Genomic DNA, 22,595 nt, shown 5'->3' with positions numbered 1-22,595 from the left:
CGGTCTCGGCCGCTACCGGCCGTGAGCCCCGATCCTATCCCTCGCTGGCGTAGCGGCGGATGAGGTGGGCCTTGAACACGGCGGCATCCAGCGGCCGGCCGGTGGCGCGGGTGAGCAGCTCGTCGGTCTCGTAGAGCGAGCCCTGGCTGTGGATGTTGGCCCGCAGCCACGCTACCAGAGGGGTGAAATCGCCTGTGCCGATGCCCGGCAGAATATCCGCATCGGCCTTGCAGGCGGCGTCGAACACCTGCGCCGCCGTCATGGCGCCGAGCGTATAGGTGGGGAAATAACCCCAGCCGCCGCTCGGCCAGTGGATGTCCTGGAGGCAGCCCAGGCGATCATCCGGCGGCGTCACGCCAAGCAGCTCCTGCATGCCCGCGTTCCAGGCGGCGGGCAATTCGGACAAGGGCATGGTGTCGGCGATCAGCGCCTTCTCCAGGCGATAGCGCAGGATCACATGGGCGGGATAGGTCACCTCGTCCGCATCGACGCGGATGAAGCCGCGCTCGACCCGGGTATAGCGCCGCCACAGCGCATCCGCCTCCCAGCCCGGCCCGCTGCCGCCGAAGGTCTCGCGCATGATCGGGGCAGCATAGCGGATGAATTCGCGCGAGCGGCAGGCCTGCATCTCCATCAGCAGCGATTGGCTCTCGTGCACGCTCATGCCGCGCGCCATGGACACCGGCTGGGAGAGATAGGCCTGCGGGCGGCCCTGCTCGTAGAGCGCATGGCCGGTCTCGTGCATCACGCCCATGAGGGCGCTCGTGAAATCCGCCTCGTTATAGCGGGTGGTGATGCGCACGTCGTTGTCGGCACCGCCGCAGAACGGATGGGTGGAAACATCGAGGCGGCCGCGCTCGAAATCGAATCCCACCACGCCCATCATGCGGATGCCCAGCGCGCGCTGTGCCTCCACCGCGAACGGCCCTTCCAGCATGCGGTCGGCGGGCCGGCGGGCCTGGATCGCCAGCACATCCTCGGTGAAGCCGGGCAGGAAGTCGGCGAGATCGTCGAACAGGGCGTCGATGCGCGCGGAATGGCCGCCGGGCTCGTAATCATTCAGCAACGCGTCATAGGCGGACAGGCCGAGCTTTTCGCCCTTGGCGCGGCCGATCTCGCGCTGGAGCTTCAGCACTTCGGAGAGATAGGGCAGCAGCGCCTTGAAATCGGCATCCGCGCGCGCCTGGCGCCAAGCCATCTCGCAGGCCGAGACCGCCTTGCTGGAGGCTTCCACCAGATCCGGCGGCAGCGCGGTTTCCACGGTCCAGATCCGGCGAATCTCCCGCAGGTTCGCCCGCTCCCAGGCGCCGAGGGCGTTGTCTTCCTCGGCGCGATCGAGCCAGTCGCCGATGCGCGCGTCGGTCACCATGCCGTGGCGCAGCACCTGCAGCAGCGCCATGCTCTCGGAGCGGGTGGCGGAGGCCCCCCTCGGCATCATGGCCGAAGTGTCCCATTGCAGGATGCCGACGGCGTTGGACAGAGCGGAAATGCGATCGAAATGGGCGGAGAGATCGGAATAGGCGGTCATCACAATTTCCTCGGCTGCGCGGTTCCGCGCGCGCCGCACCGTGATAGCCCACTTTTCCGCCGATCTCGACCTTGTCCCGCAACCCCGCGCAAATCGCCGGGGCCGCGCCGCCCCGCGGCCCCGGCGGACGGCGCGTCCGAGGGGATCAGGACGCGCTGACGCGACGTTGCTGGGGCAGGATGGTATTGCCGATCATCTCGCCGAACGGCCCGCGATGGGGCGTGTGCACCGCCGGGCGGCCGGTGGTCGCGGCGAGCGGCAGCAGGGGGAACACGCCCTCGGCGAAGCGATAGGCCTCTTCCAGGTGCGGATAGCCGGAGAGCACGAAGGTATCGATGCCGAGGCTCATATATTCCTTCATGCGTTCGGCGACCGTCTGCGGATCGCCCACCAGCGCCGTGCCGGCGCCGCCGCGCACCAGACCGACGCCGGCCCAGAGATTGGGCGAAACCTCCAGCTTGTCGCGCCGCCCGCCGTGCAGGCGCGTCATGCGCTGCTGGCCCACCGAATCCATGCGGGCGAACACCTTCTGCGCTTCCGCGATGGTGGCGTCGTCCACATGCTGGATCAGCTTGTCGGCAGCGGCCCAGGCTTCCTCATTGGTGTCGCGCACGATCACGTGCAGGCGGATGCCAAAGCTCAGTTCGCGGCCGGCCTTGGCAGCGCGCTGGCGCAGGTCGGCGATCTTCTCGGCCACCTGCGCCGGGGGTTCGCCCCAGGTGAGATATTTCTGGATCTGGTTCGCCGCCACATCCAGCGCCGGCTCGGAGGAGCCGCCGAAGAACAGCGGCGGGTGGGGCTGCTGCACCGGCGGATAGAGCAGCTTGCCGCCCTCCACCTTCAGATGCTTGCCGGTGAAGGTTACATCTTCGCCCTTCAGCAGGCGGGCATAGATGTCGAGGAATTCGGCGGTCACCTCATAGCGCTCGCCATGGTCGAGGAAGAAGCCGTCGCCCCGGTTCTCCACCGGATCGCCGCCGGTCACCACATTGATGAGCACGCGTCCGTTGGAGATGCGGTCCAGCGTCGCCGTCATGCGCGCCGCCACCGCCGGCTCCAGCAGGCCGGGGCGCACGGCGATGAGATAGCGCAGCTTCTCGGTCAGCGGGGCGAGCGCGGAGGCGACGATCCAGCTGTCCTCGCACGAGCGCCCGGTGGGAATGAGCACGCCGAAATAGCCGAGTTGGTCCGCCGCCTGCGCCACTTGGCGCAGATAGCCGAGCGAGACCTCCCGCGCGCCATAGGACGTGCCGAGATAATGCCCGTCGCCATGGGTGGGAAGGAACCAGAGCACATTGGCTTCGGTGGCGGGAACGAGGGAAGACGTTTCAGTCATCATGCAACTCTCAGTGCGAATTCATTCGGCGGCCGAAGCGAAGGCCGGGCGGCGATGGGCGGCGGCGGGATGGGGCGCGGCGAGGCGCGGGCCGCCCCCCGTGAGCTTTTCCCGCAGGGTTCCGGGCGCATAGGCCCGTTTGTAGCGGCCGCGCCGCTGCAGCTCGGGCACCAACAGGTCCGCGATGTCCGCGAAGGTCTCCGGCGCCACCACATAGGCGAGGTTGAAGCCGTCGATGCCGGTGGCGTCCGCGAACGCTTCGAGCGCGTCCGCCACCTGTGCGGGATCGCCGACAAACACCGGGCCGACGCCACCGATGCCCACGTGCTCGGCCACTTCCCGCACCGTCCACACGCGGCTCGGATCGGCGCGGGTCATGTTGTCCATGGCGCTGCGGCCGGCTTCGTTCTGAATGTGCCGCACCTGCTGGTCGAGCGCATAGGTGGAGAAATCCACCCCGGTCCAGCCGGAATAGAGGGTCAGCGCGCCCTCCAGGCTCACGTAGCGGCGATAGTCTTCGAGCTTCGCCCGGGCCTGCGCCTCGCTCTCGCCGAGGATCACCGTCGCGAGCGCGAACACCTTCACGTCGCGCGCCGCGCGGCCGTTCTCCACCGCCGCCTGCCGCAGCGCCGCGACGCGCGGGGCGATGACCTGGACCGAGGGGCCGGAGACGAACACCGCCTCCGCATGGCGCCCGGCGAAGCTGCGCCCCTTCGGCGAGGTGCCGGCCTGGTAGAGCACCGGCGTGCGCTGTTTCGATGGCTCGGAAAGATGGATCGCGTCGAGGCGGAAATTCGGCCCGTCGTGATGCACCGCATGCACCTTGGCGGGGTCGGTGAAGACGCCGCGCACGCGGTCGCGCACCGCCGCCTCGTCGTCCCACGATCCTTCCCAGAGCTTGTAGACCACGTCCATATATTCGTCCGCCACGTCGTAGCGGTCGTCATGGGCTTTCTGCCGGGTGAGCCCCATGCCTTTTGCGGCGCTGTTGAGATAGCCCGTGACGATATTCCAGCCGACGCGTCCCTCGGTGAGATGGTCGAGCGTGCTCATGCGCCGCGCGAACGGATAGGGCGGCTCGTAGGACAAGGTGGAGGTGACGCCGAAGCCGAGATGCGCGGTGACCGCCGCCATGGCCGGCACGATCATCAAGGGATCGTTGACCGGCACCTGGGTGGCGTTGCGCAGCGCGGCGTCCGGCGTGCCGCCATAGACATCGTAGACGCCCAGCACATCGGCGAGGAAGAGCCCGTCGAACAGGCCGCGCTCCAGGATGCGCGCGAGGTCGATCCAATAGCGCAGCGTGTTGTATTCGCCCGAGCGGTCGCGCGGGTGGCGCCACAGGCCGGGCGACTGGTGCCCGACGCAATTCATGGCGAAGGCGTTGAAGCGGATCTCGTTGCTCATGATCGCGGCCTCACACAGCACCGTGGCGGGGCGGGGCGACACCGTTCAGCCAGTAATTGCCCACCACGTGATATTTCCAGCGCACCGGATCGTGCAGCGTGTGGGTGCGGGAGTTGCGCCAATACCGGTCGAGATTGAGGCTGGTGAGGGTGGAGCGCGTGCCGGAGAGCTCGAACAATTTGTTCGCCGCATGCAGCGCCGCCTCGGTGGCCGCCACCTTCAGTTCCGCCACCGCGATGGAGGCATCGACCGAGCGGGCCTCGGGATCGAGGAAGGCCTCGTCGATGATACGCCCGGCCCGGCGCTGCAGCGCCTCGGCGGCGCGGATGCGCACGCGGATATCGCCGATATCGGAGATCACGTACGGGTCTTCCCAGGCGTGCTCCCTGCCGCTGTCGGCCCAGGGCCGCGAATGGGTGCGCACGAAGGCGACGGTCTCGGCAAGCGCGCCGCGCGCGATGCCCACCTCGATGGCGCCGTGCATGATCTGCGCGACCGCGCCCATGGGGGTCGGGCGCTCGAACGCCTGATAATGTGGCACGATCTCGAAGTCCGTCGCGCGCACATTGTCGAAGCTGGTGGTGCCGCTGGCCGTGGTGCGCTGGCCGAAGCTGGCCCAGTCGTTCACGAGCGTCAGCCCCTGCGCGCCGCGCGGAAGGAAGACGAGCACCCGCTTGCCGGCGGAATTGAGCGCGGTGACGACGATCCAATGGGCGAACAGCGCGCCGGTGGAATAGAATTTCCGCCCGTTCACCACATGGCCCGCGCCTTCCGGCAGCACGGTGGTGGCGATCTGCCCCTGGCGCTTGGCGTCGCGCTCGGACAGCGCATTGCCGAAGCGGTCGCCCGCCAGCACGCGGGAGAAGAAGAAGCGCTTCTGCGCCTCGGTGGCATCGAGCCGCAGCGCTTCCACCAGATAGAAATGGTTCTGCGGGATCTGGCCGAGATTGGGATCGGCGGCGGAAATGATGGCGATGACTTCCGCCAGCGTGACGGCCGAAACACCGGCGCCGCCATAGTCCTTGGGAACCGTGATCGCCCACAACCCGCTTTGGGAAAACGCCTCGACCTCGGCGAGCGGCAGGCGGCCCTCGCGGTCGCGCTCGCTCGCCTCGCGGGCGAAGACCAGCGCCAGCGCGCGGGCGGTCTCGATGGCCTCGGCGTCGCTGGCAATGCGGTGCGCGGGCGTCGCGCGCTCCGCCAGGACGGGCACTGGACCGGGCGCGGCGGGCGAAGACGCCGCGGGCGCGGGAAAGGGATGGATCGCGTTCATGATACGCTCCTCACAGCCAGGAATGGCGCGGCGGCTTCAAGCCGTTCAGCGCGTAATTGCCGATGGCGTGGAATTTCCAGCGCACCGGGTCGTGCAGGGTGTGGATGCGGGCGTCGCGCCAATAGCGGTCGAGATTGTCCTGCGCCAGCGCGGCGCGGGTGCCGGACAGTTCGAACAGCTTTGAGCCCGCGAGCAGGGCGATTTCCGTGGCGAGCACCTTCGCCTCGGCCACCGCGATGGAGGCGTGGGCGACGCTGTCCTCGGTCTCGTGATCAAGCGCGGCGTCGATGGCGAGGCCGGCCTCTTCCAGCACCGCCTCGGCGGCGTGCAGGCGGATGGCGAGGTCGCCGATGTCGCGCAGCACGTAGGGCTCCTGCGCCACCGCCTCCACGCCGCTGTCGGGCCAGGGGCGGGCGCGGGTCTTCACGAAGCGGATGGTTTCCTCCAGCGCGCCGCGCGCGATGCCGGCGTCGATCGCCGCCTGGATGATCTGCGCCACCGGCCCGTGCACCGAGGGCCCCTCGAAGGCGCGATAGCTCTCGATCACATGGCTCGTCGGCACGAACACGTCGTCGAGAACGACGGTGCCGCTGGCGGTGGTGCGCTGCCCGATACCGGTCCAGTCGTCGAGGACGGAAAGGCCGGGCGCATCGCGCTCCAGAAAGGCGAGGCGGCCCTTGCCGTCCTCGCCGATGGCGTTGACCGGCACCAGATGGGCGAAGGCCGCGCCGGTGCAATAGAATTTCTCGCCCCGCACGATGAAGCCGTCGCCGTGCGGGATCAGCCGGGTGTGAAAATCAAGGATGGTCTTGCCGGCGCGCTCGGAAATGGCGTTGCCGAAGCGCCGCCCCTCCAGCGCCGCCCGATAGAAGAAACGCCGCTTCTGCACGCTCGGATCGAAGCGGATCAGATCGATGATGCTGAGATGGTTCTGGGCAAGCTGCGCGATCGAGGCGTCCGCGGCCGCGATCAGGGCGAACATTCGCGCCAGGGTCGCATAGGACACCGCCGGGCCGCCCTCGGCCTTCGGCACATTCACGCTCCACAGGCCGCTTTGCGAGAAGCGATCGAGTTCCGCGATCGGCAATTGCCGCCCCGCATCGCGCGCTGCCGCGCCGGGTGCGAATTCGGCGGCGAGCGCCCGCGCCACGGTGAGCGCTTCGGCATCGGAAGCCACCACATGCGCCGGCCGGGCAGGCTTTGGCAGCGGCGCGAAGGCGGAGCGCTCCGCTGCGCGGGCGGGCTTCACATCATTCACGACCAGATCCTCCTAAATATATAAATTCGATAAAATCAGTGAACATTATTGACTAAACAAAATTCCGATGTCTATCATAATTTAACACATATTTTCCATGTAATTCGGAGACATGCCGTGAGCGAGAGCCGCCATCCAGCGCGACCGGGACGAGAGAAACGCGGATTTCGAAGCGTCCTGGCCGCCGCCTGCTTCTCGCTCGTGGCGGCCGGCGCGCAGGCCGAGGAACCCCACAAGGGCGGCACGCTGACCGCTATCATTCAGCCCGAGCCGGTGATCCTCACCGCCGCGCTGAACACCGCCGCCCCCACCGGCGTCGTTTCCGGCAACATCTTCGACGGGCTGGTGGATTACGACGCCAACCTGAACCCCGTGCCGGCCCTCGCCGAGAGCTGGGAAACCTCGGCCGACGGCCTCACCTTCACCCTGCACCTGCGCAAGGGCGTGCAATGGCACGACGGCAAGCCCTTCACCGCGGCGGATGTGAAATGGACGCTGGAGGAGGTGTGGCAGAAGATCCACCCGCGCAATCAGGCCATCTTCGGCAAGGTGACCTCGGTGGATACGCCGGACGATTCGACCGTGGTGCTGCACCTCAGCCAGCCCTCGGTGGCGATCCTCTCCTCGCTGAATTCCAACGGCGCCCAGGTGCTGCCCAAGCACCTCTATGAAGGCACCGACCTTCTCAACAATCCCTACAACAACAAGCCGGTTGGCACCGGCCCGTTCGTGTTCAAGGAATGGAGCCGGGGGAATTACATCGTCCTGGAGCGCAATCCAAATTATTGGGACAAGACCAAGCCCTATCTGGACAAGGTGATCTTCAAGGTGATCCCCGACGCCGCGGCCCGCGCCGCCGCGCTGGAGAAGGGCGAGGTGCAATATGGCGTGCTGAGCCCGGTGCCGCTGAAGGATGCCGAGCGGCTCTCCAAGCTGCCGTCGCTGCGCGTCACCACCCAGGGCTATGAGTGGCTCTCGCCCTTCCTGTTCGCCGATTTCAACGTGGACCGCGCGAACATCAAGGATGTGAAGGTGCGCCAGGCCCTGGCCCATGCCATCGACCGCAAGACCATCGCCAACGTGGTGTGGTTCGGCTTCGCCAAGCCCGCCGTGAGCCCGGTGCCCTCCACGCTCACCGCGTTCCACGACGCCGGCGGGATCGCCTACGATTTCGATCCCAAGAAGGCCGAGGCGCTGCTGGACGAGGCGGGCTACAAGCGCGGCGCCGATGGCGTGCGCTTCACGCTCGACATCGATTACATTCCCTATGGCGACGATTTCAAGCGCACCGCGGAATATCTGAAGCAGGCGCTCAAGCGCGTGGGCGTGGAGGCCAATGTCCGCTCGCAGGATACGGCCGCCTATACCAAGCGCGTCTATGGCGACCGCGATTTCGACATCGCCATCACCTGGTTCGCCGCCTTCTCCGATCCGCAGGTGGGCGTCAACCGCGCCTATTGGTCCGGCCCGATCGGCAAGAACATTCCCTGGACCAACGGCTCGGGCTATCGCAACGCCAAGGTGGACGCGCTGATCGCCGCCGTGCAGGGCGAGGCGGATCCGCAGAAGCGCATCCAGGAGTTCAAGGACCTCCAGAAGATCGTGCTCACCGACCTGCCGACCCTGCCGCTGGTGGAACTGAAGTTCTTCACCGTCGAGGCGGCGAACCTCAAGCACCCGACGCCGCGCGGCGACCAGGTCTACGGCTCGTTCCGCGACTTCTGGTTCGACGACGCGAAATCAAACTGAGCGCAGCACTCCGCAGCTGCCCCCTCTCCCGCGTGCGGGGGAGGGTTGGGAGGGGGAATTCCCCACCCTCGGAAGCGCTCCCCAAATCGCGACGCACGGCACCGGTGCCTGCGTCACCAGACAGACAGACTTTCGGAAACCCGACCATGGCCGCCTTCACCCGTCGCTTCTTCCTCGCTGCAGGCTCCTCGCTCGCGCTCGCCGCGGCCCTCGGCCTGCCGGCGTCCGCCGCCGAAACGCTTGCCGAAACGCCGAAGCGCGGCGGCACGCTGACGGCCATCCTCCAACCCGAGCCGGTGACGCTGACGCCCGCCAACAACACGGCCCAGCCCACCCAGTTCGTCGCCGCGAACATTTTCGACGGCCTCGTCACCTATGATTTCGACCTGAAGCCCCAGCCCTCCCTCGCCACCGCCTGGGAAGTGGCGCCCGATGGACTCACCTTCACCTTCCACCTGCGCAAAGGCGTGAAATGGCACGACGGCCAGCCGTTCACCGCGGCGGATGTGAAGTGGAGCCTGGAGAACGTGTGGAAGACCATCCACCCGCGCAATAAGGCGCTGTTCGAGAACGTGACCAGCGTGGACACGCCGGACGACCAGACCGTGATCCTCCACCTGTCGAAGCCGTCCCTGCCGATCCTGGCGGTGATCAATGGCGTCGGCGCGCCGATCCTGCCGAAGCATCTCTATGACGGCACGGATATCCTCAACAATCCCGTCAACAACAAGCCGGTCGGCACCGGGGCGTTCGTCTTCAAGGAGTGGAAGAAGGGTGAATATATTCTTCTGGAGCGCAATGCCGATTACTGGGACGAGGGCAAGCCCTATCTCGACCGCATCCTCTTCCGCGTCATCCCCGACGCCGCGGCCCGCGCCGCCGCGCTAGAGAAGGGCGAGGCGCAGTACGCCACCTTCAATCCCGTGCCGTTCCGCGACGTGGAGCGCCTCGCCGCGCTGCCGAACCTGAAGGTGGACACGCGCGGCTACGAATGGCTCTCGCCTTTGCTCTATCTCGATTTCAATGTGGACAATCCCTACTTCAAGGATGTCCGCGTGCGCCATGCGGTGGCCCATGCACTGGATCGCGAGGCCATCGCGAAAGTGGTGTGGTTCGGCTTCGGCAAGCCCGCCATCAGCCCGGTTCCCTCTACCCTGCGCACCTTCCACGACGCGAACGTGCCGCGCTATCCCTTCGATCCCAAGAAGGCGGAGGAGTTGCTGGATGCCGCAGGCTTCAAGCGCGGCACGGACGGCGTGCGCTTCTCCATCACCCACGATTTCCTGCCCTATGGCGACGATTACAAGCGCACCGGCGAATATATCAAGCAAGCACTGAAGCGCGTGGGCATCGAGGTCAATATTCGCAGCCAGGATACCGCCGCTTTCATTAAGCGCGTCTATGCCGACCGCGATTTCGATCTCTCTTCCTCCTATAACGGCGCCTTCCCCGATCCGCAGATCGGTGTGGTGCGCGCCTTCTGGTCCGGCTGGCTCGGCACCAAGACGCCCTGGACCAACGGCTCGGGCTATCGCAACCCGCAGGTGGACGCGCTCATCCAGAGCGCCGCCATCGAGGGCGACCAGAACAAGCGGGTGGAGATCTTCAATCGCTTCCAGGACACCGTGGTGGGCGATCTGCCCACCTTGCCACTGCTGGAACTGCGCTTCTTCACGATCCATGCCGCCAATCTGAAGGGCATCGTCATCCAAGGCGACCAGACCTATGGGTCGGTCAAGAACGCCTGGTTCGACGACGCCCCGAAGCAGAATTGAGGGCGCCCCGTGCTGACAGCCCGTTATCTGCGCCGCGGCCTCGCGCAGCTCGCCTTCGTGGTGTTCGGCATCGCCGTGGTGAACTTCTTCCTGCTACATCTTGCGCCCGGTGATGCGGCGCAGGTGATGGCGGGCGAGGCCGGCTCGGCGACGCCGGAATACATGGCGGCGCTGCGCAAGCAGTTCGGCCTCGACCAGCCGCTCTACATCCAGTTTTTCCAGTATCTTAAGAACATCCTCAGCTTCAACCTCGGCTATTCCTTCCGCCAGGGCCTGCCGGTATCGGAACTGCTGTTGCTGCGCCTGCCGGCGACGCTGCTGCTGATGGTCACCAGCATCCTGTTCGCGGTCAGCGTCGGCGGCACGCTCGGCTTCATCGCCGCGCGCCATGCCGGCAAGGCAATCGACACCGCCATCTCCACGCTCGCGCTGGTGTTCTATGCGACGCCCGTGTTCTGGATCGGAATCATGTTCATTGTGGTGTTCTCAGTGGGGCTCGACTGGCTGCCCGTGGGCGGCATGGCGAGCATCGAGAAGGGCTATACCGGCTTCGACCATGTGCGCGACGTGGCGCACCATCTGGTGCTGCCGGCGGCGACGCTCGGCCTGTTCTACCTTGCCATCTACACGCGGCTGATGCGCGCCTCCATGCTTGAGGTCTACGGGCAGGATTTCGTGCGCACCGCCCGCGCCAAGGGCGTGCGGCCACGGCGCATCGCGGCCCGGCACGTGCTGCGCAACGCGCTTCTGCCCATCGTCACCACGCTCGGCGTGCAGATGGGCTCGGTGCTGGGCGGGGCGATCCTGGTGGAAACCGTGTTCTCCTGGCCCGGCCTCGGCCGCCTCGCCTTCGAGGCGCTGTTCCAGCGCGACCTGAACCTGCTGCTGGGCATCCTGTTCTGCTCGTCCATCGTCGTGGTGCTGGTCAATCTCGCGGTGGACCTGCTCTATACGGTCATCGATCCGCGCATCGAATTGGCCTGACCATGTCGCTGCTCGATGTGGCGGCCGCGCCGCCCTCCCTCGCCACGCCCCGCAACGGGCTTTTGACGCGCCTGCTGCGCCGCCCCTCGGCGCTGGTGGGGCTCCTCCTGCTGGCGCTCATCATCGCCATGGCCGCCTCCGCTCCGCTGCTGTTCCCGGACGACCCGCTGGACATGGTGGCCCAGCCGTTCCTGTGGCCGGGCGCCGATCCCGCTTATCCGCTCGGCACCGACATGCTGGGGCGCGACCTTGCCTCCGGCATTTTCCACGGCGCCCGCGTCTCACTACTCATCGGCGCGGTGGCGACCCTGGTTTCGCTGGTGATCGGCACCGGCACCGGCGCGCTTGCCGGCTATTACGGCGGGCGGGTGGACGCGGTGCTGATGCGCATCACCGAGCTGTTCCAGACCATCCCGCCGTTCCTGTTCGCGCTCGCCATCGTGGCGATCCTGCAGCCCTCCATTCCCACCATCACGTTCGCCATCGGCATCACCTCCTGGCCCAGCCTGGCGCGCCTCGTGCGGGCGGAAGTGCTGAAGCTGCGCCACGGCGAGCTGGTGCAGGCCTCGATCGCGCTCGGCGCCTCGGACGCCCGCATCATCGCCCTGCACATCCTGCCGAACACGCTGGCGCCGATCATCGTCTCCTCGTCCATCCTGGTCGCGAGCGCGATCCTCACCGAATCCAGCCTCGCATTCCTGGGCCTGGGAGATCCCAATGTGGTGAGCTGGGGCGGCATGGTGGGCGCCGGCCGCGAGGTGCTGCGCACCGACTGGTATGTCGCGACGGTGCCCGGCCTCGCCATCGTCGCCGCCGTGCTGGCGCTCAACCTGCTGGGCGACGGGCTGAACGATGCCCTCGACCCCAAGGGGGAGCGCCGGGCATGAGCCATATCCCCGCGAAAAATCCCGTGCTCAGCGTCGAACATCTCGCCATCGGCTTCCGGTCCGGCGCGCGCACCCTGCGCGCGGTGCACGACCTCTCCTTCCAGGTGGCGCGCGGCGAGACGCTGGCCATCGTCGGCGAAAGCGGTTGCGGCAAGTCGGTGACGGCGCTTTCCCTGCTCGGCCTCGTGCCGCCGCCCGGCGTGGTGGACGGCACCGCCATCCGCCTGGAGGGCCGCAACCTGCTGGGCCTGCCGGAAGGCGAGCTGCGCCGCCTGCGCGGGGCGCGCATCGCCATGATCTTCCAGGAGCCCATGACTGCGCTCAACCCGGTGCTGACCATCGGCGAGCAGATTGTGGAGGCCATCCGCGAGCACGAGACGGTCTCCGCGAAGGCCGCACGGGGCCGCGCCATCGAATTGCTGCACCGGGTGCGCATTCCCGATGCCGAGCGGCGCTTCGCCGATTTTCCCCATCGCCTGTCCGGCGGCATGCGCCAGCGGGTGATGATCGCCATGGCGCTCGCCTGCTCTCCCGCTGTGCTGGTGGCGGACGAGGCGACGACGGCGCTGGACGTGACCATCCAGGCGCAGATCCTCGAGCTGATCGACACGCTGAAGCGCGAGAACGGCACGGCGGTGGTGCTCATCACCCATGATCTCGGCGTGGTGGCCGAACATGCCGACCGGGTGCTGGTGATGTATGCCGGCCGCAAGGTGGAGGAGCGCGCGGTCGCGGACCTGTTCGCCGATCCGCTGCATCCCTACACCCGCGGCCTCATCGCCGCGCGGCCGCGCCTCGGCGGGGCGGACCGCACGCGCACCCGGCTCACGGAGATCCCCGGCACCGTGCCGAGCCTTGCGGCGATGCCGGGCGGCTGCGCCTTCGCGCCGCGCTGCGGCTTCGCCCGGCCCGCCTGCGCGGCCGCCACCCCACCCCTCATGCCAGCGAAGAGTGGCGGCGTTGCCTGCCTTCGCGCGGGAGAGATTGATGCTGCAGAACCTGCCCGCCTTCGTGCCGTCGGCGCGTGAGCCGATCCTCAGCGTGGATGACCTCGCCGTGCGGTTTTCCACGGCGCGCGGCACCGTGCATGCGGTGGACGGGGTGTCGCTCTCGCTCGCGCCCGGCGAAACGCTCGGCCTCGTCGGGGAGAGCGGCTGCGGCAAGTCCACCCTCGGGCGCGCCATCATGCGGCTGATCCCGCCCAGCGCCGGCCGCATCCGCCTGGACGGGGAGGATGTGACCCATCGCACCCGCCACGAACTGCGCGCGGCGCGGCGCAAGGTGCAGATGGTGTTTCAGGACCCGTTCGCCTCGCTCGACCCGCGCTGGAGCGTGGGCGAGCTGATCGCCGAGCCGCTGCACATCCACGGCATCGGAACGCGGGCCGAGCGGCGCGCGCGGGTCGCCGACCTGCTGGACAAGGTGGGCTTGCCCCAGGACGCGGCGCGCCGCCAGCCGCATCAATTTTCCGGCGGCCAGCGCCAGCGCATCGGCATTGCCCGCGCGCTCGCGCTCGACCCCAAGCTGGTGGTGCTGGACGAGCCGGTCTCGGCCCTCGACGTCTCGGTGCAGGCTCAGATCCTCAACCTGCTGGTGGACCTGCAGCGCACCCTCGGCATCGCCTTCCTGTTCATCAGCCACGATTTGTCGGTGGTGGAATATATCTGCGACCGGGTGGCGGTGATGTATCTCGGCCGGGTGGTCGAAATGGCCGATCGCGAAACCCTGTTCCGGGCGCCGGCGCATCCTTATACCCGCGCGCTGCTGGACGCGGTGCCGCGCCTCGTGCCCGCCCCCGTGCGCCGGCCGGCGCCGCTGGCCGGCGACCTGCCGAGCCCCTATGCGCCGCCCCCCGGCTGCCATTTCCACACCCGCTGCCCCCATGCCGCCGCCCGCTGCCGCAGCGAGGCCCCGGCCCTGCGCGCCCTTGAGGACGGCCACCGGGTGGCCTGTCATTTCGATCTTCCGCCGGCGCACGGCGCCGATGCCCCTCCCCCGGCCGCGCGCGCCCAAGCGCCCCTCGCGACCCTCATTCCGGAGCCTTCCCATGGCGCGCGTCTCTGATATCGAGCTTGAACACACCAGCGGCCGGGCGCACGAGATCTATGCCCGCATCCAGGGCGAATACGGCCCGTTCGGCAACATGCTGCGCGTGTTCGCCCATCGCCCGCCGGCGCTGGAGCACATCTTCGGCCTGCTGCTGGACTCCAAGGCGGATGCGCTGATCTCGAAGCGCCATCTGGAAATCGTCCTGGTGGCCGCCTCGGCCGCCAATGCGTGCGCCTATTGCGTTTCCCACCACGCCCCGCGCCTGATCGCGGAAGGGCTGCCCTTCGATGCCGCCGACCGCATCCTGGAGGCGCAGGTGCCGGGCTTCGACGCGCTCGACCATCTGGTGCGCGACTACGCGGTGCAGGTGAGCCGGGAGGCCCGGCGCGTCTCCGACGCCCTGTTCGAAGGCCTGCGCGCCCATTTCAGCGAGGCCCAGATCGTGGAGCTGACGGTGCGGGCGGCGCTGTGCGCCTTCTTCAGCCGCTTCAACGAAGCCCTGCGGATCGATGTGGAAGAGGATGTCCTCGCCCTCGAGCTGACCCCGCCGGACCATTCCGCCGCCGCCTGAGGCCCCAGCCTTGCGGCGCCGGAGCGCCGACGCCATCTGAATGAAATCGAACCGAGTCTTGCCATGAATGCCCATTCCCACGCCCAGCCCGCCCGGCCCCATCCCGCGACGAGCGAACCGGCGACCGTCGCGCTGGCCTATCGCGCCGCCATGCGCAAGCTGGCGGGCGCCGCAAGCATTCTCACCGTCGGGGAGGGGGACAGCCGCAACGGCCTGACCACCACTTCCGTCTCCTCGCTCAGCGTCGATCCGCCGACGCTGATCGTGTGCGTGAACAAGGCCGCCTCCGCCCGCGCGGAACTTGCCCGGCGGCGCAGCTTCGCGATCAACGTGCTGCGCCCGCATCACCGCTTTCTCGCCGACCAGTTCGCCGGCAAGGACGGCGTGAAGGGGGCCGCGCGCTATGCAGGCGCGACCTGGACCAAACTTGAAACCGGCGCGCCGGTGCTGGCGGATGCGCTGGCCTCTTTCGATTGCGAGCTGGAAGAAGCGATCGAGCGGCATTCCCATCTCATCGTGCTCGGCCGGGTGGTGAGCGCCCGCATCACCGAGAATGCCGCGCCCCTCGCCTATTGGGCCGGGGACTACCGCACGCTCGCGCTTTGAGCGGCCGGCGCGCGGCCCCGGGCCGCGCCGTTCCGGCCATGGACAGGGCCGCGCGGATAGATTTTTCCATTGCCCTTGTGTTTTGCCGCCGAGGGTCTATATTCAGCTGGTCGATAGACAGCCAGATGACTTGGCTTTGCGCCGATTAAATTCCGCGCCGAACTAAAACTCTTCTTGCCTGAAAACGCGATTTCGACAGCACGCGGCCTTCGTCGCGGGCCAGCAACACTATGTTTATGAAGAGGGATTCCCATGTCTACGGGAACCGTGAAGTGGTTTAACGCTCAAAAGGGCTTCGGATTCATCGCGCCCGACGATGGCGGCAGCGATGCCTTCGTGCATATCAGCGCCGTCGAGCGCTCGGGTCTGGGCGACCTTCAGGAAGGCCAGAAGGTCGGCTTCGAGCTCGTCCCCGACCGCAAGAGCGGCAAGATGTCCGCCGACAAGCTCACCATTCTGGACTGATTGCAGCGTGGCCCGGCGCGGTTCTGCCCGCCGGCCGACGTTTCGCGGATGAGAAGACGCCGACCACGGATGTACTGGCGGCCCTTCGTTTCCCCCGCGACCGCATGATGCCTGAAGAGGCGCTCTGCGCCTGAGGGCCCCGCACCTTATCCAAGGTCGCGGGGCTTTTTTTTGCTCCGACACGCGTTTTGAAAACGCAGGAGATCCCCATGGCCAAATCGCAGAAACGCAGCAGCCGGGAAGTCCGCAAGCCCAAGGCCGTGAAAGTCGCCGCCCCGGCCGCGACCGGCAGCCTGATGACGAAGGGCCTGCTGACCCCCGTCACCATGCCGAAGAAAAAGGGCTGACGCCCGCCCGCGCTGGCGACGTCACGCCGCCGGCGCCACCTCGAACAGGCAGAAATCGTGACCCTCGCCGGCGCACTGCACCTCGCGGGATGCGAGCGTGCGCGGCGCGCCCTGCTGTTCGCACACGAATTCCAGCGCGCCGGCCAGCCAGGGCGCGAACATGTAGCAGAGCTTGCGCCCCGCCCCCTGCGTCGCGTCCGTGACGAACGAGGAATGGTCGAGCCGGATGGTCGCCGTGCCCGCCTTCGGATCGATGGCGAGGATGGAGAACTGGCCCCATCCGCGCTGCGACAGGCGCTTCATGTAATGGGCGAACACGTCCACCCCTTCCAGGCCATAAACCTCGCTCTGCTTCTTGCACCACACATAGGCCGAGGTGTGCCCCGCCGGCGCCAGCGCCGCATCGAACGCCTCCGCCCCCAGCGCCGCTTCGATGGCGAAGTGGTTGTTGTTGTAGAAATGCTGGGGCACCAGGATCATGGGCATCTGGTCCACGAACCAGCGCCCGGTTTGCGGGTCCACGTCGATTTCGACTTCCGGCTTGGCCATATCGCGTCTCTTGTCTCGTCTCGTTCAGCGCGCGGCGGGAGGGCGGCGTGCGGGGCTTAACTGCCCCACACGTCCTTCAGCAATTGCAGCCAGTTGCCGCCCATCACCTTCTCGATGCGCGACGTGCTCCAGCCGCGCTGCTCCATGGCGGCGGTCAGGTTCGGGAAATCGCCGATCTCGCGGAAGCCTTCCGGATTGATCACCGCGCCGAAGTCCGTGAGCTTGCGGCCGAAGCCCTTGTCGTGGGTGATCCAGTCGAAGAACGGCTTGCCGTAGCCCTGGGTGAAATCGGTGCCCACGCCGACGATGTCCTCGCCGACGATGTTGATCACATATTCCATCGCCTCGACATAATCGCCCACGTTCGCCTCCGGCCCCTTCTTCAGGAAGGGCGGGAACATGGTGACGCCGACAAAGCCGCCCTTGTCCGCGATGAAGCGCAATTGCGCGTCGGTCTTGTTGCGCTTGTGCTCCTTGAGGCCGGACGGCAGGCAATGGGAATAGGCGACGCGCTGCTTGGACGCGAGGATCACGTCCTCCGAGGTCTTCGGCCCCACATGGGAGAGATCGCAGAGAATGCCGAGCCGGTTCATCTCCGCCACCACGTCGTGGCCGAAGTCGGAGAGGCCGCTGTCCGTGCCCTCATAGCAGCCGGAGCCCACCCAGTTCTGCGTGTTGTACGTCATCTGGATGATGCGCACGCCCAGCTCGTGGAACAGCTCGAGATATTCGATATGGTCCTCGATGCCGGAGGTGTTCTGCCAGCCGAGGATGATGCCGGTCTTGTTCTCCGCCTTGGCGCGCAGGATATCGCCCGTGGTGTAGACCTGGGTGATGAGGTCGGCATTCGCGCGGAGGTTTTCCTTCCATTTCGCGATGTTGCGCATGGTTTCGGTGAAGTTTTCCCATACGCAGCAGGTGCAGTTGGCGGCGGTGAGCCCGCCCTTGCGCATGTCCTCAAATACCGGCCGGCTGAAATCGGAGATGATGAGCCCGTCGATGACGACGAGCGAGTCATGAAGCTTGGACACGTTCCTGTTCCTTATGCACGAAATTTGTGAAACCCACGGCGCCTAGAGCGGCACCAGGACGCCCGCTTCGGGGCGCCACGACATCTGAACCTTCTCTCCGGCGGCGAGCGGCGCGGGGCCGCCCACCGCAGGAGAAGGACGGCGGGCGATCACGGTGAGGCCGCTCTCGGTCTTCAGCCGGTAGTCGATGACGAGTCCGCGATAGGTGGCAAGGTCGATCTGCGCGAACAGGGCATTGCGGGCGAGCGGGTCGCCGGCATTGAGGCTCACGCTTTCCGGCCGCACCGCGATGGCGAAATCGCCCTCGGCGGGGCTCGCGGCGGCCACCGATACCACCTCTCCGCTGGCGAGGCGGAACAGGTCTGTTCCTTCCGGCCGACCTTGGAGCAGATTGGTGACGCCCATGAATTCGGCGACGAAATGCGAGCGCGGATGGGCGAACACCTCGTCCGGCGTGCCCTGTTGCTCGATGCGGCCCGCGCGCATCACCACCACCCGGTCGGCCACCGAGAGCGCCTCGTCCTGATCATGCGTGACGAAGATGGTGGTGATGCCCAGCGAATGCTGGATCTCGCGGATCTCCAGCTTCATGTCATTGCGCAATTGCGCATCGAGATTGGAGAGCGGCTCGTCCAGCAGCAGCACGTCCGGTTCGATGACAAGCGCGCGGGCCAGCGCCACGCGCTGCTGCTGGCCGCCGGACAATTGCTTGGGCAAGCGCTCGGAAAGATGGCCAAGGCGCACCCGGTCCAGCGCCACCTTCACCTTGCGGGCGATATCGGCCTTGGGGATCTTGCGCATCTCCAGCCCGAAGGCGACGTTCTCGCCGACGCTCATGTGCGGGAACAGGGCATAGTTCTGGAAGCCGAAGCCCATATTGCGCTTGGCGGGCGGCAAGGTGGTGAGGTCACGCCCGCCCACCGTGATGCGGCCCTCGCTCACCGGCACGAAGCCCGCGATCATGCGCAGGATCGTCGTCTTGCCGCAGCCCGAGGGGCCGAGCAGCGCCACCAGCTCGCCCTGGCGGATGTTCAGCGAGACATTGTCCACGGCGAGCATGCTCTCGTAGCGCTTGACGATGGAATGAAGGACGACGTCGGACATGGCTCACCCGTTTCCCTCGGCCGGCCCTTTTTAGAAGGCGCGGGCCAATCGTGCGTAGCGGTCGCTGATCAGGAGCAGCGCGCCGATGATGAGGATCTGGACCGCGGCCACCGCCGCCACCGTGGAATCGAGATTCCACTCCAGATAGGAGACCAGCGCAATCTGCAGCGTCGTGCGGCCCGGCCCGACGAGGAAGATCGACTTCTCCAGATCGATGAAGGAAATCACGAAGGAGAACAGCGCCGCCGCCACCAGCGCCGGCTTGATGAGCGGCAGCGTCACGCGGAAGAACACGGTGAGCGGCCCCGCCCCGAGGGAGGCCGCCGCCTCCTCGAACGAGCGATTGGTGCCGGCGAGCGAGGCCGTCACCAGCCGCACCGTCCAGGGCAAGGCGATCAGCCCGTGGGCCACCAGCAGTCCCGGCATGGTGCCGGCGATCTCCACGTCGAACAGCACTTCCAGCTCGATGAAGGTCATGAACAAGGCCGCGCCGCCGACGATGCCCGGCACGATCATGGGCGCGAGCAGCAGGGTCTGGATCGCATCCCGCCCCGGAAAGCGGTAGCGCACCAGGGCAAGGCTCGCCGGCACGCCGAGCGCGAGCGAGATGACGACCGCGCACAACGCTGTTTCCACGCTGGTGATGAAGCCGTCGCGGAAGGCATCCTGTTCCCAGGCGCGGGCATACCAGGAGAGCGTGTAGCCGGTGGGCGGGAAGGAGAGGATCTTGTTGGCGAAGAAGCTCACCCACACGATCGCCACCAGCGGCAGCACCACGAAGGCAAGCACCAGCATGGAGAGCGCGGCATAGATGCGGTTGACGGCGATCTGTCCCATCTCATTCGCTCCAGCGCCGGTAGCGCCGCTGCACCAGCACGTTGGCGATGGTGGTGAGCACCAGCGTCACGGCCATGAGCACGAAGGCGAGCGCCGCGCCGAACGGCCAGTTCATGGCTTTGGCCACCTGCTGATAGACGGTGGGCGCCATCATGTGGAAGCTCGGCCCGCCGATCAGCACCGGCGTTGCATAGGCGTTCATGGAGAGGATGAAGCACAGCATGGTGCCCGCCAGCAGCCCCGGCAAAGCGAGCGGCAGCACCACCCGCTTGAGGATCGTCAGATGCCCCGCCCCGAGGCTCGCGGCGGCGGCTTCCAGATTCTCGTCGATGCCTTCCAGCACGCTCTGCAAGGTCACGATCATGAACGGCAGCATCACCGAGACCAGGCCGATGATGACCGCGAGCGGCGTGTACATCAGCTTCACCGAACCAAGGCCGAGCGTGCCGATGGCGGCGTTGAACAGCCCCTTGTCGCCGAGGATCACCATCCAGGCCGCCGTGCGCACCGCATTGCCCATGAGCAGGGGCAGGATGATCAGCAGCAACAGCCGGCCCTTCCACTTCGCGCTGGCCTGCCGCACCAGGAAATAGGCGACCGGAAAGCCGGCCAGCAGGCACAGGAGCGTGGAGACGGCGGAGACCCACAGCGTGGTGAAGAGCACGTCCTGATAGAAGCTGTCGGCGAAGAACTTCTGGTAGTTCGCCAGCGTCAGAGCCTCCACCATCATCTGCCCCGGCACGAACCGGTTGAGGCTGTAGCGGAACATGAGGGCGAGCGGGCCGAGCAGCGCCAGCAGCACGAACAATGTCGCGGGCGCCGCCAGCCCGAAGGCGGGCGAACGGCGCCCGACCTCCCGCGCGCGCGGCGCGGGAAGAGGCACGGTCGCGGTGGAGGATGTCATCGCCGCCTCGGTCATCGGGCGATGTTCTTGTTCCACCATTCGAGCCATTCCGCCGTATTCTTGGCCACGTGCTCGTAGTCCGGGAACTTCAGGGCGGCCGCCTCGGCCGCGGTGAAATCCACCTTCGCCTTCAGCTCGGGCGAAAGCTCCGCCTTGCCGTTGGCGGGCGCATAGAAGCTGGCGCCGGCAAGGCCCGCCATGGCTTTGCGGTCCAGCATGGCGTTGAAATAGATGTAGGAGAGATCCGGGCTCGGCGCGCGGGTCGGCAGGGAGGCGCCGAACATGACGGCGATGGCGCCTTCGGAGGGATATTGGATCGCGAGCGGGGCGCCGTCATTGGCCCATTGCAGGCCGCGCGCCTTGTAGTTCACCGCGATGTCCACCTCGCCATTGACGAGGCCGGCGCCGAGCTGCTGGTGGGCGGCATAGATGCGCGGCTGGGTCATCTCCTTGAGCTGGATCAGCCGTTCCTTGCCCTGCTCGGTATTGGTCACGTTGCCGCCTTTGATCAGGCCGGCCATCATGATGTAGTTGAAGTAAAGCTGGTTGGTGAGGCCGAGCTTTCCGGCCCATTTCTTGTCCCACAGCTCTTCGTAGGATTTCGGCGGGTTTGGCACCTTGTCCTTGTTGTAGATGATCGAGACGCCGCTATAGAGCCACGGCACGAAGAAGGGCTTGGACTTCAGCGCCGGCACCACGTCCGCATAATTCGGCACCTTGGCGAAATCGATGTTTGAGATCACCTCCTGGCCGAACAATTCGACGCTGTCGCCCTCGTTGATGTGGATGACATCGATGCTGCCGCGCTTCAGGCGCTTCTCGGCGATCAGCTTCGCCTTGCGCTCCGGCTCCATGCCGAGATCGCGGACGATCTTGATGCCCTGGCTTTCCACCAGGGGCGCTTCGACGAACTTGATGGTGCGCTCATTCCAGTCGCCGCCCCAGTTGGAGACGACGAGCGTGCCCTCCACCGCCCGGGCGATGCGCGGGGCGGCCAGGGCGAATGCGCCGGCGCCGACCCCGGCGAGGACGGCACGCCGCGAGGGCGTGCCGAGCAAGGTTTCAAAAGGTTTCGTCATGTCCGCCTCTGGATTTTTATTGGGGAGCGGGGTGCGAATACGGATCAGGCGGCGGCGCGGGTGCCCACGTCGTCGAGATAAGCGATGCAGCGCGAGAGTGGCTCCACGTCGGCGAACTTCGCGTCGATGTCGAACAGGTTCCACGCCACCGCGCCGGGCACGCGGTCACCGATGCATTCCTTCACCGCGATGGTGCGGAAGCCTTCCGCGAGGCCGTCGCACAGCGTGGTGCGCACGCAGGCCGAGGCGGTGACGCCGGTGACCAGGATGGTGTCCACATTGTTGGCGCGCAGGAAGCCCGCCAGGTAGGTGCCGTGGAAGGCGGAGGCGCGCTTCTTGATCAGCACCTGCTCGCCCGGCACCGGCTCGATGCGGCTGTCGATGGCCCACAGTTCGGGCTTGGCCTGGTCCACCACCTCGATGGGGATCTTCTTGTGCCACAGGCCCATGTCGGTGGCGTCGCTATGGGTGTCGGTCACCTGGTAGCAGGTGGTGACGTGGACCACCGGGTGGCCGTTGCGGCGGCACGCGGCGAGCAGCGCCTGAACGCCGGGGATGATCTCCTCGTCGATCTTCTCGCAGGTGAAGGGATTGCCGGGGCGCGTCCAGGCATTGGCGAGGTCCACATTGATCAGCGCCGGGCGACGCCCGAAGCCGACGCGGCGCTGGAAGCCGCGGCCCTGGTAAAGGGAAGTCGCCTGAGTGAAGGCAGCCGCAAGGGCTGCTTCGAGATCGCTCTCGATGGCCATGTGTGTGTTTCCTGCTGTCGGGCGCCCCTCTTGACGGGCGGCTGACAACAGGTTGCGCATCCTATTTGAAAATGAGAAATTCTAATTTCGCGCTTATTAATACCAAA

Annotated in this window: 22 protein-coding genes; 10 read left to right on the top strand and 12 right to left on the bottom strand. The window is 66.9% G+C overall.

Going from position 1 to position 22,595, the window contains the following annotated elements; all coding sequences use genetic code 11:
• Positions 1–34 precede the first annotated feature (34 nt).
• From V5F68_RS00500 to V5F68_RS00480, 5 genes are all read right to left on the bottom strand, one after another.
• On the bottom strand, positions 35–1,528 hold the full coding sequence (locus V5F68_RS00500) for a carboxypeptidase M32 (protein WP_394012694.1): 1,494 nt from the start codon (positions 1,526–1,528) through the stop codon (positions 35–37).
• A gap of 145 nt (positions 1,529–1,673) precedes the next feature.
• Positions 1,674–2,864, bottom strand: coding sequence for an FMNH2-dependent alkanesulfonate monooxygenase (gene ssuD, locus V5F68_RS00495; RefSeq protein ID WP_394013041.1), 1,191 nt, complete (start codon positions 2,862–2,864; stop codon positions 1,674–1,676).
• Positions 2,865–2,885: 21 nt separating this feature from the next.
• Complete coding sequence (locus V5F68_RS00490) at positions 2,886–4,271, bottom strand: LLM class flavin-dependent oxidoreductase (protein WP_394012695.1); 1,386 nt, start codon at positions 4,269–4,271, stop codon at positions 2,886–2,888.
• Between the two features lie 10 nt (positions 4,272–4,281).
• On the bottom strand, positions 4,282–5,544 hold the full coding sequence (locus V5F68_RS00485; protein ID WP_394012696.1) for an SfnB family sulfur acquisition oxidoreductase: 1,263 nt from the start codon (positions 5,542–5,544) through the stop codon (positions 4,282–4,284).
• 10 nt (positions 5,545–5,554) lie between these two features.
• Entirely contained in the window at positions 5,555–6,808 is a 1,254-nt protein-coding gene (locus tag V5F68_RS00480; RefSeq protein ID WP_394013042.1) for an SfnB family sulfur acquisition oxidoreductase, read from the bottom strand.
• Between the two features lie 111 nt (positions 6,809–6,919).
• On the opposite strand from V5F68_RS00480, the gene V5F68_RS00475 reads away from it, so the two are divergent.
• The 10 genes from V5F68_RS00475 (at position 6,920) to V5F68_RS00430 (ending at position 16,235) form a co-directional block, all read left to right on the top strand.
• The gene (locus V5F68_RS00475) at positions 6,920–8,551 is read left to right on the top strand and encodes an ABC transporter substrate-binding protein (RefSeq protein WP_394012697.1); all 1,632 of its coding nucleotides are present in this window, start codon (positions 6,920–6,922) and stop codon (positions 8,549–8,551) included.
• 146 nt (positions 8,552–8,697) lie between these two features.
• Positions 8,698–10,326: an ABC transporter substrate-binding protein gene (locus V5F68_RS00470; RefSeq protein WP_394012698.1), complete on the top strand. Its 1,629-nt coding sequence runs from the start codon at positions 8,698–8,700 to the stop codon at positions 10,324–10,326.
• Between the two features lie 9 nt (positions 10,327–10,335).
• On the top strand, positions 10,336–11,310 hold the full coding sequence (locus V5F68_RS00465) for an ABC transporter permease (protein WP_394012699.1): 975 nt from the start codon (positions 10,336–10,338) through the stop codon (positions 11,308–11,310).
• 2 nt (positions 11,311–11,312) lie between these two features.
• Positions 11,313–12,197, top strand: coding sequence for an ABC transporter permease (locus tag V5F68_RS00460; RefSeq protein ID WP_394012700.1), 885 nt, complete (start codon positions 11,313–11,315; stop codon positions 12,195–12,197).
• Positions 12,194–13,225, top strand: a complete 1,032-nt coding sequence (locus tag V5F68_RS00455; protein ID WP_394012701.1) for an ABC transporter ATP-binding protein — start codon at positions 12,194–12,196, stop codon at positions 13,223–13,225. The genes V5F68_RS00460 and V5F68_RS00455 overlap by 4 nt, the downstream gene beginning before the upstream one ends.
• Positions 13,185–14,261 (top strand): ABC transporter ATP-binding protein, encoded by a 1,077-nt coding sequence (locus V5F68_RS00450; protein ID WP_394012702.1) that lies wholly within the window; start codon positions 13,185–13,187, stop codon positions 14,259–14,261. The genes V5F68_RS00455 and V5F68_RS00450 overlap by 41 nt, the downstream gene beginning before the upstream one ends.
• Positions 14,245–14,817, top strand: a complete 573-nt coding sequence (locus V5F68_RS00445) for a carboxymuconolactone decarboxylase family protein (RefSeq protein ID WP_394012703.1) — start codon at positions 14,245–14,247, stop codon at positions 14,815–14,817. Before V5F68_RS00450 ends, V5F68_RS00445 begins: the two co-directional genes overlap by 17 nt.
• 63 nt (positions 14,818–14,880) lie before the next feature.
• A complete protein-coding gene (locus V5F68_RS00440) occupies positions 14,881–15,423 on the top strand; it encodes a flavin reductase family protein (RefSeq protein ID WP_394012704.1) in 543 nt (180 codons plus the stop codon).
• A gap of 252 nt (positions 15,424–15,675) precedes the next feature.
• On the top strand, positions 15,676–15,888 hold the full coding sequence (locus V5F68_RS00435) for a cold-shock protein (protein ID WP_348847587.1): 213 nt from the start codon (positions 15,676–15,678) through the stop codon (positions 15,886–15,888).
• A gap of 209 nt (positions 15,889–16,097) precedes the next feature.
• Positions 16,098–16,235, top strand: a complete 138-nt coding sequence (locus V5F68_RS00430) for a hypothetical protein (RefSeq protein ID WP_348847588.1) — start codon at positions 16,098–16,100, stop codon at positions 16,233–16,235.
• A 21-nt stretch (positions 16,236–16,256) separates the two neighbouring features.
• Here the strand turns inward: V5F68_RS00430 and V5F68_RS00425 are convergent, their stop codons facing one another.
• Genes V5F68_RS00425 through V5F68_RS00395 form a run of 7 tightly spaced genes read right to left on the bottom strand, consistent with a single transcriptional unit; the run spans position 16,257 to position 22,488 of the window.
• A complete protein-coding gene (locus V5F68_RS00425; RefSeq protein ID WP_394012705.1) occupies positions 16,257–16,784 on the bottom strand; it encodes a DUF5943 domain-containing protein in 528 nt (175 codons plus the stop codon).
• Between the two features lie 56 nt (positions 16,785–16,840).
• A complete protein-coding gene (locus V5F68_RS00420; RefSeq protein WP_394012706.1) occupies positions 16,841–17,815 on the bottom strand; it encodes a dipeptidase in 975 nt (324 codons plus the stop codon).
• 42 nt (positions 17,816–17,857) lie between these two features.
• A complete protein-coding gene (locus tag V5F68_RS00415; protein ID WP_394012707.1) occupies positions 17,858–18,919 on the bottom strand; it encodes an ABC transporter ATP-binding protein in 1,062 nt (353 codons plus the stop codon).
• Between the two features lie 30 nt (positions 18,920–18,949).
• A complete protein-coding gene (locus V5F68_RS00410; RefSeq protein ID WP_394012708.1) occupies positions 18,950–19,756 on the bottom strand; it encodes an ABC transporter permease in 807 nt (268 codons plus the stop codon).
• Between the two features lies 1 nt (position 19,757).
• Positions 19,758–20,660 carry an ABC transporter permease gene (locus V5F68_RS00405; RefSeq protein WP_394012709.1) on the bottom strand — a complete coding sequence of 301 codons (903 nt, stop codon included), beginning with the start codon at positions 20,658–20,660 and terminating at the stop codon, positions 19,758–19,760.
• 11 nt (positions 20,661–20,671) lie between these two features.
• On the bottom strand, positions 20,672–21,739 hold the full coding sequence (locus tag V5F68_RS00400; protein ID WP_394012710.1) for an ABC transporter substrate-binding protein: 1,068 nt from the start codon (positions 21,737–21,739) through the stop codon (positions 20,672–20,674).
• A 44-nt stretch (positions 21,740–21,783) separates the two neighbouring features.
• Positions 21,784–22,488, bottom strand: a complete 705-nt coding sequence (locus V5F68_RS00395; RefSeq protein WP_348847595.1) for an isochorismatase family protein — start codon at positions 22,486–22,488, stop codon at positions 21,784–21,786.
• Positions 22,489–22,595 lie beyond the last annotated feature (107 nt).

The organism is Roseixanthobacter pseudopolyaromaticivorans (assembly GCF_043195145.2).
Taxonomy (GTDB): Bacteria; Pseudomonadota; Alphaproteobacteria; order Rhizobiales; family Xanthobacteraceae; genus NCEH01.
The sequence above is the reverse complement of the archived record's forward strand: the minus strand, read 5'-3'. Positions and strand labels throughout refer to the sequence as shown.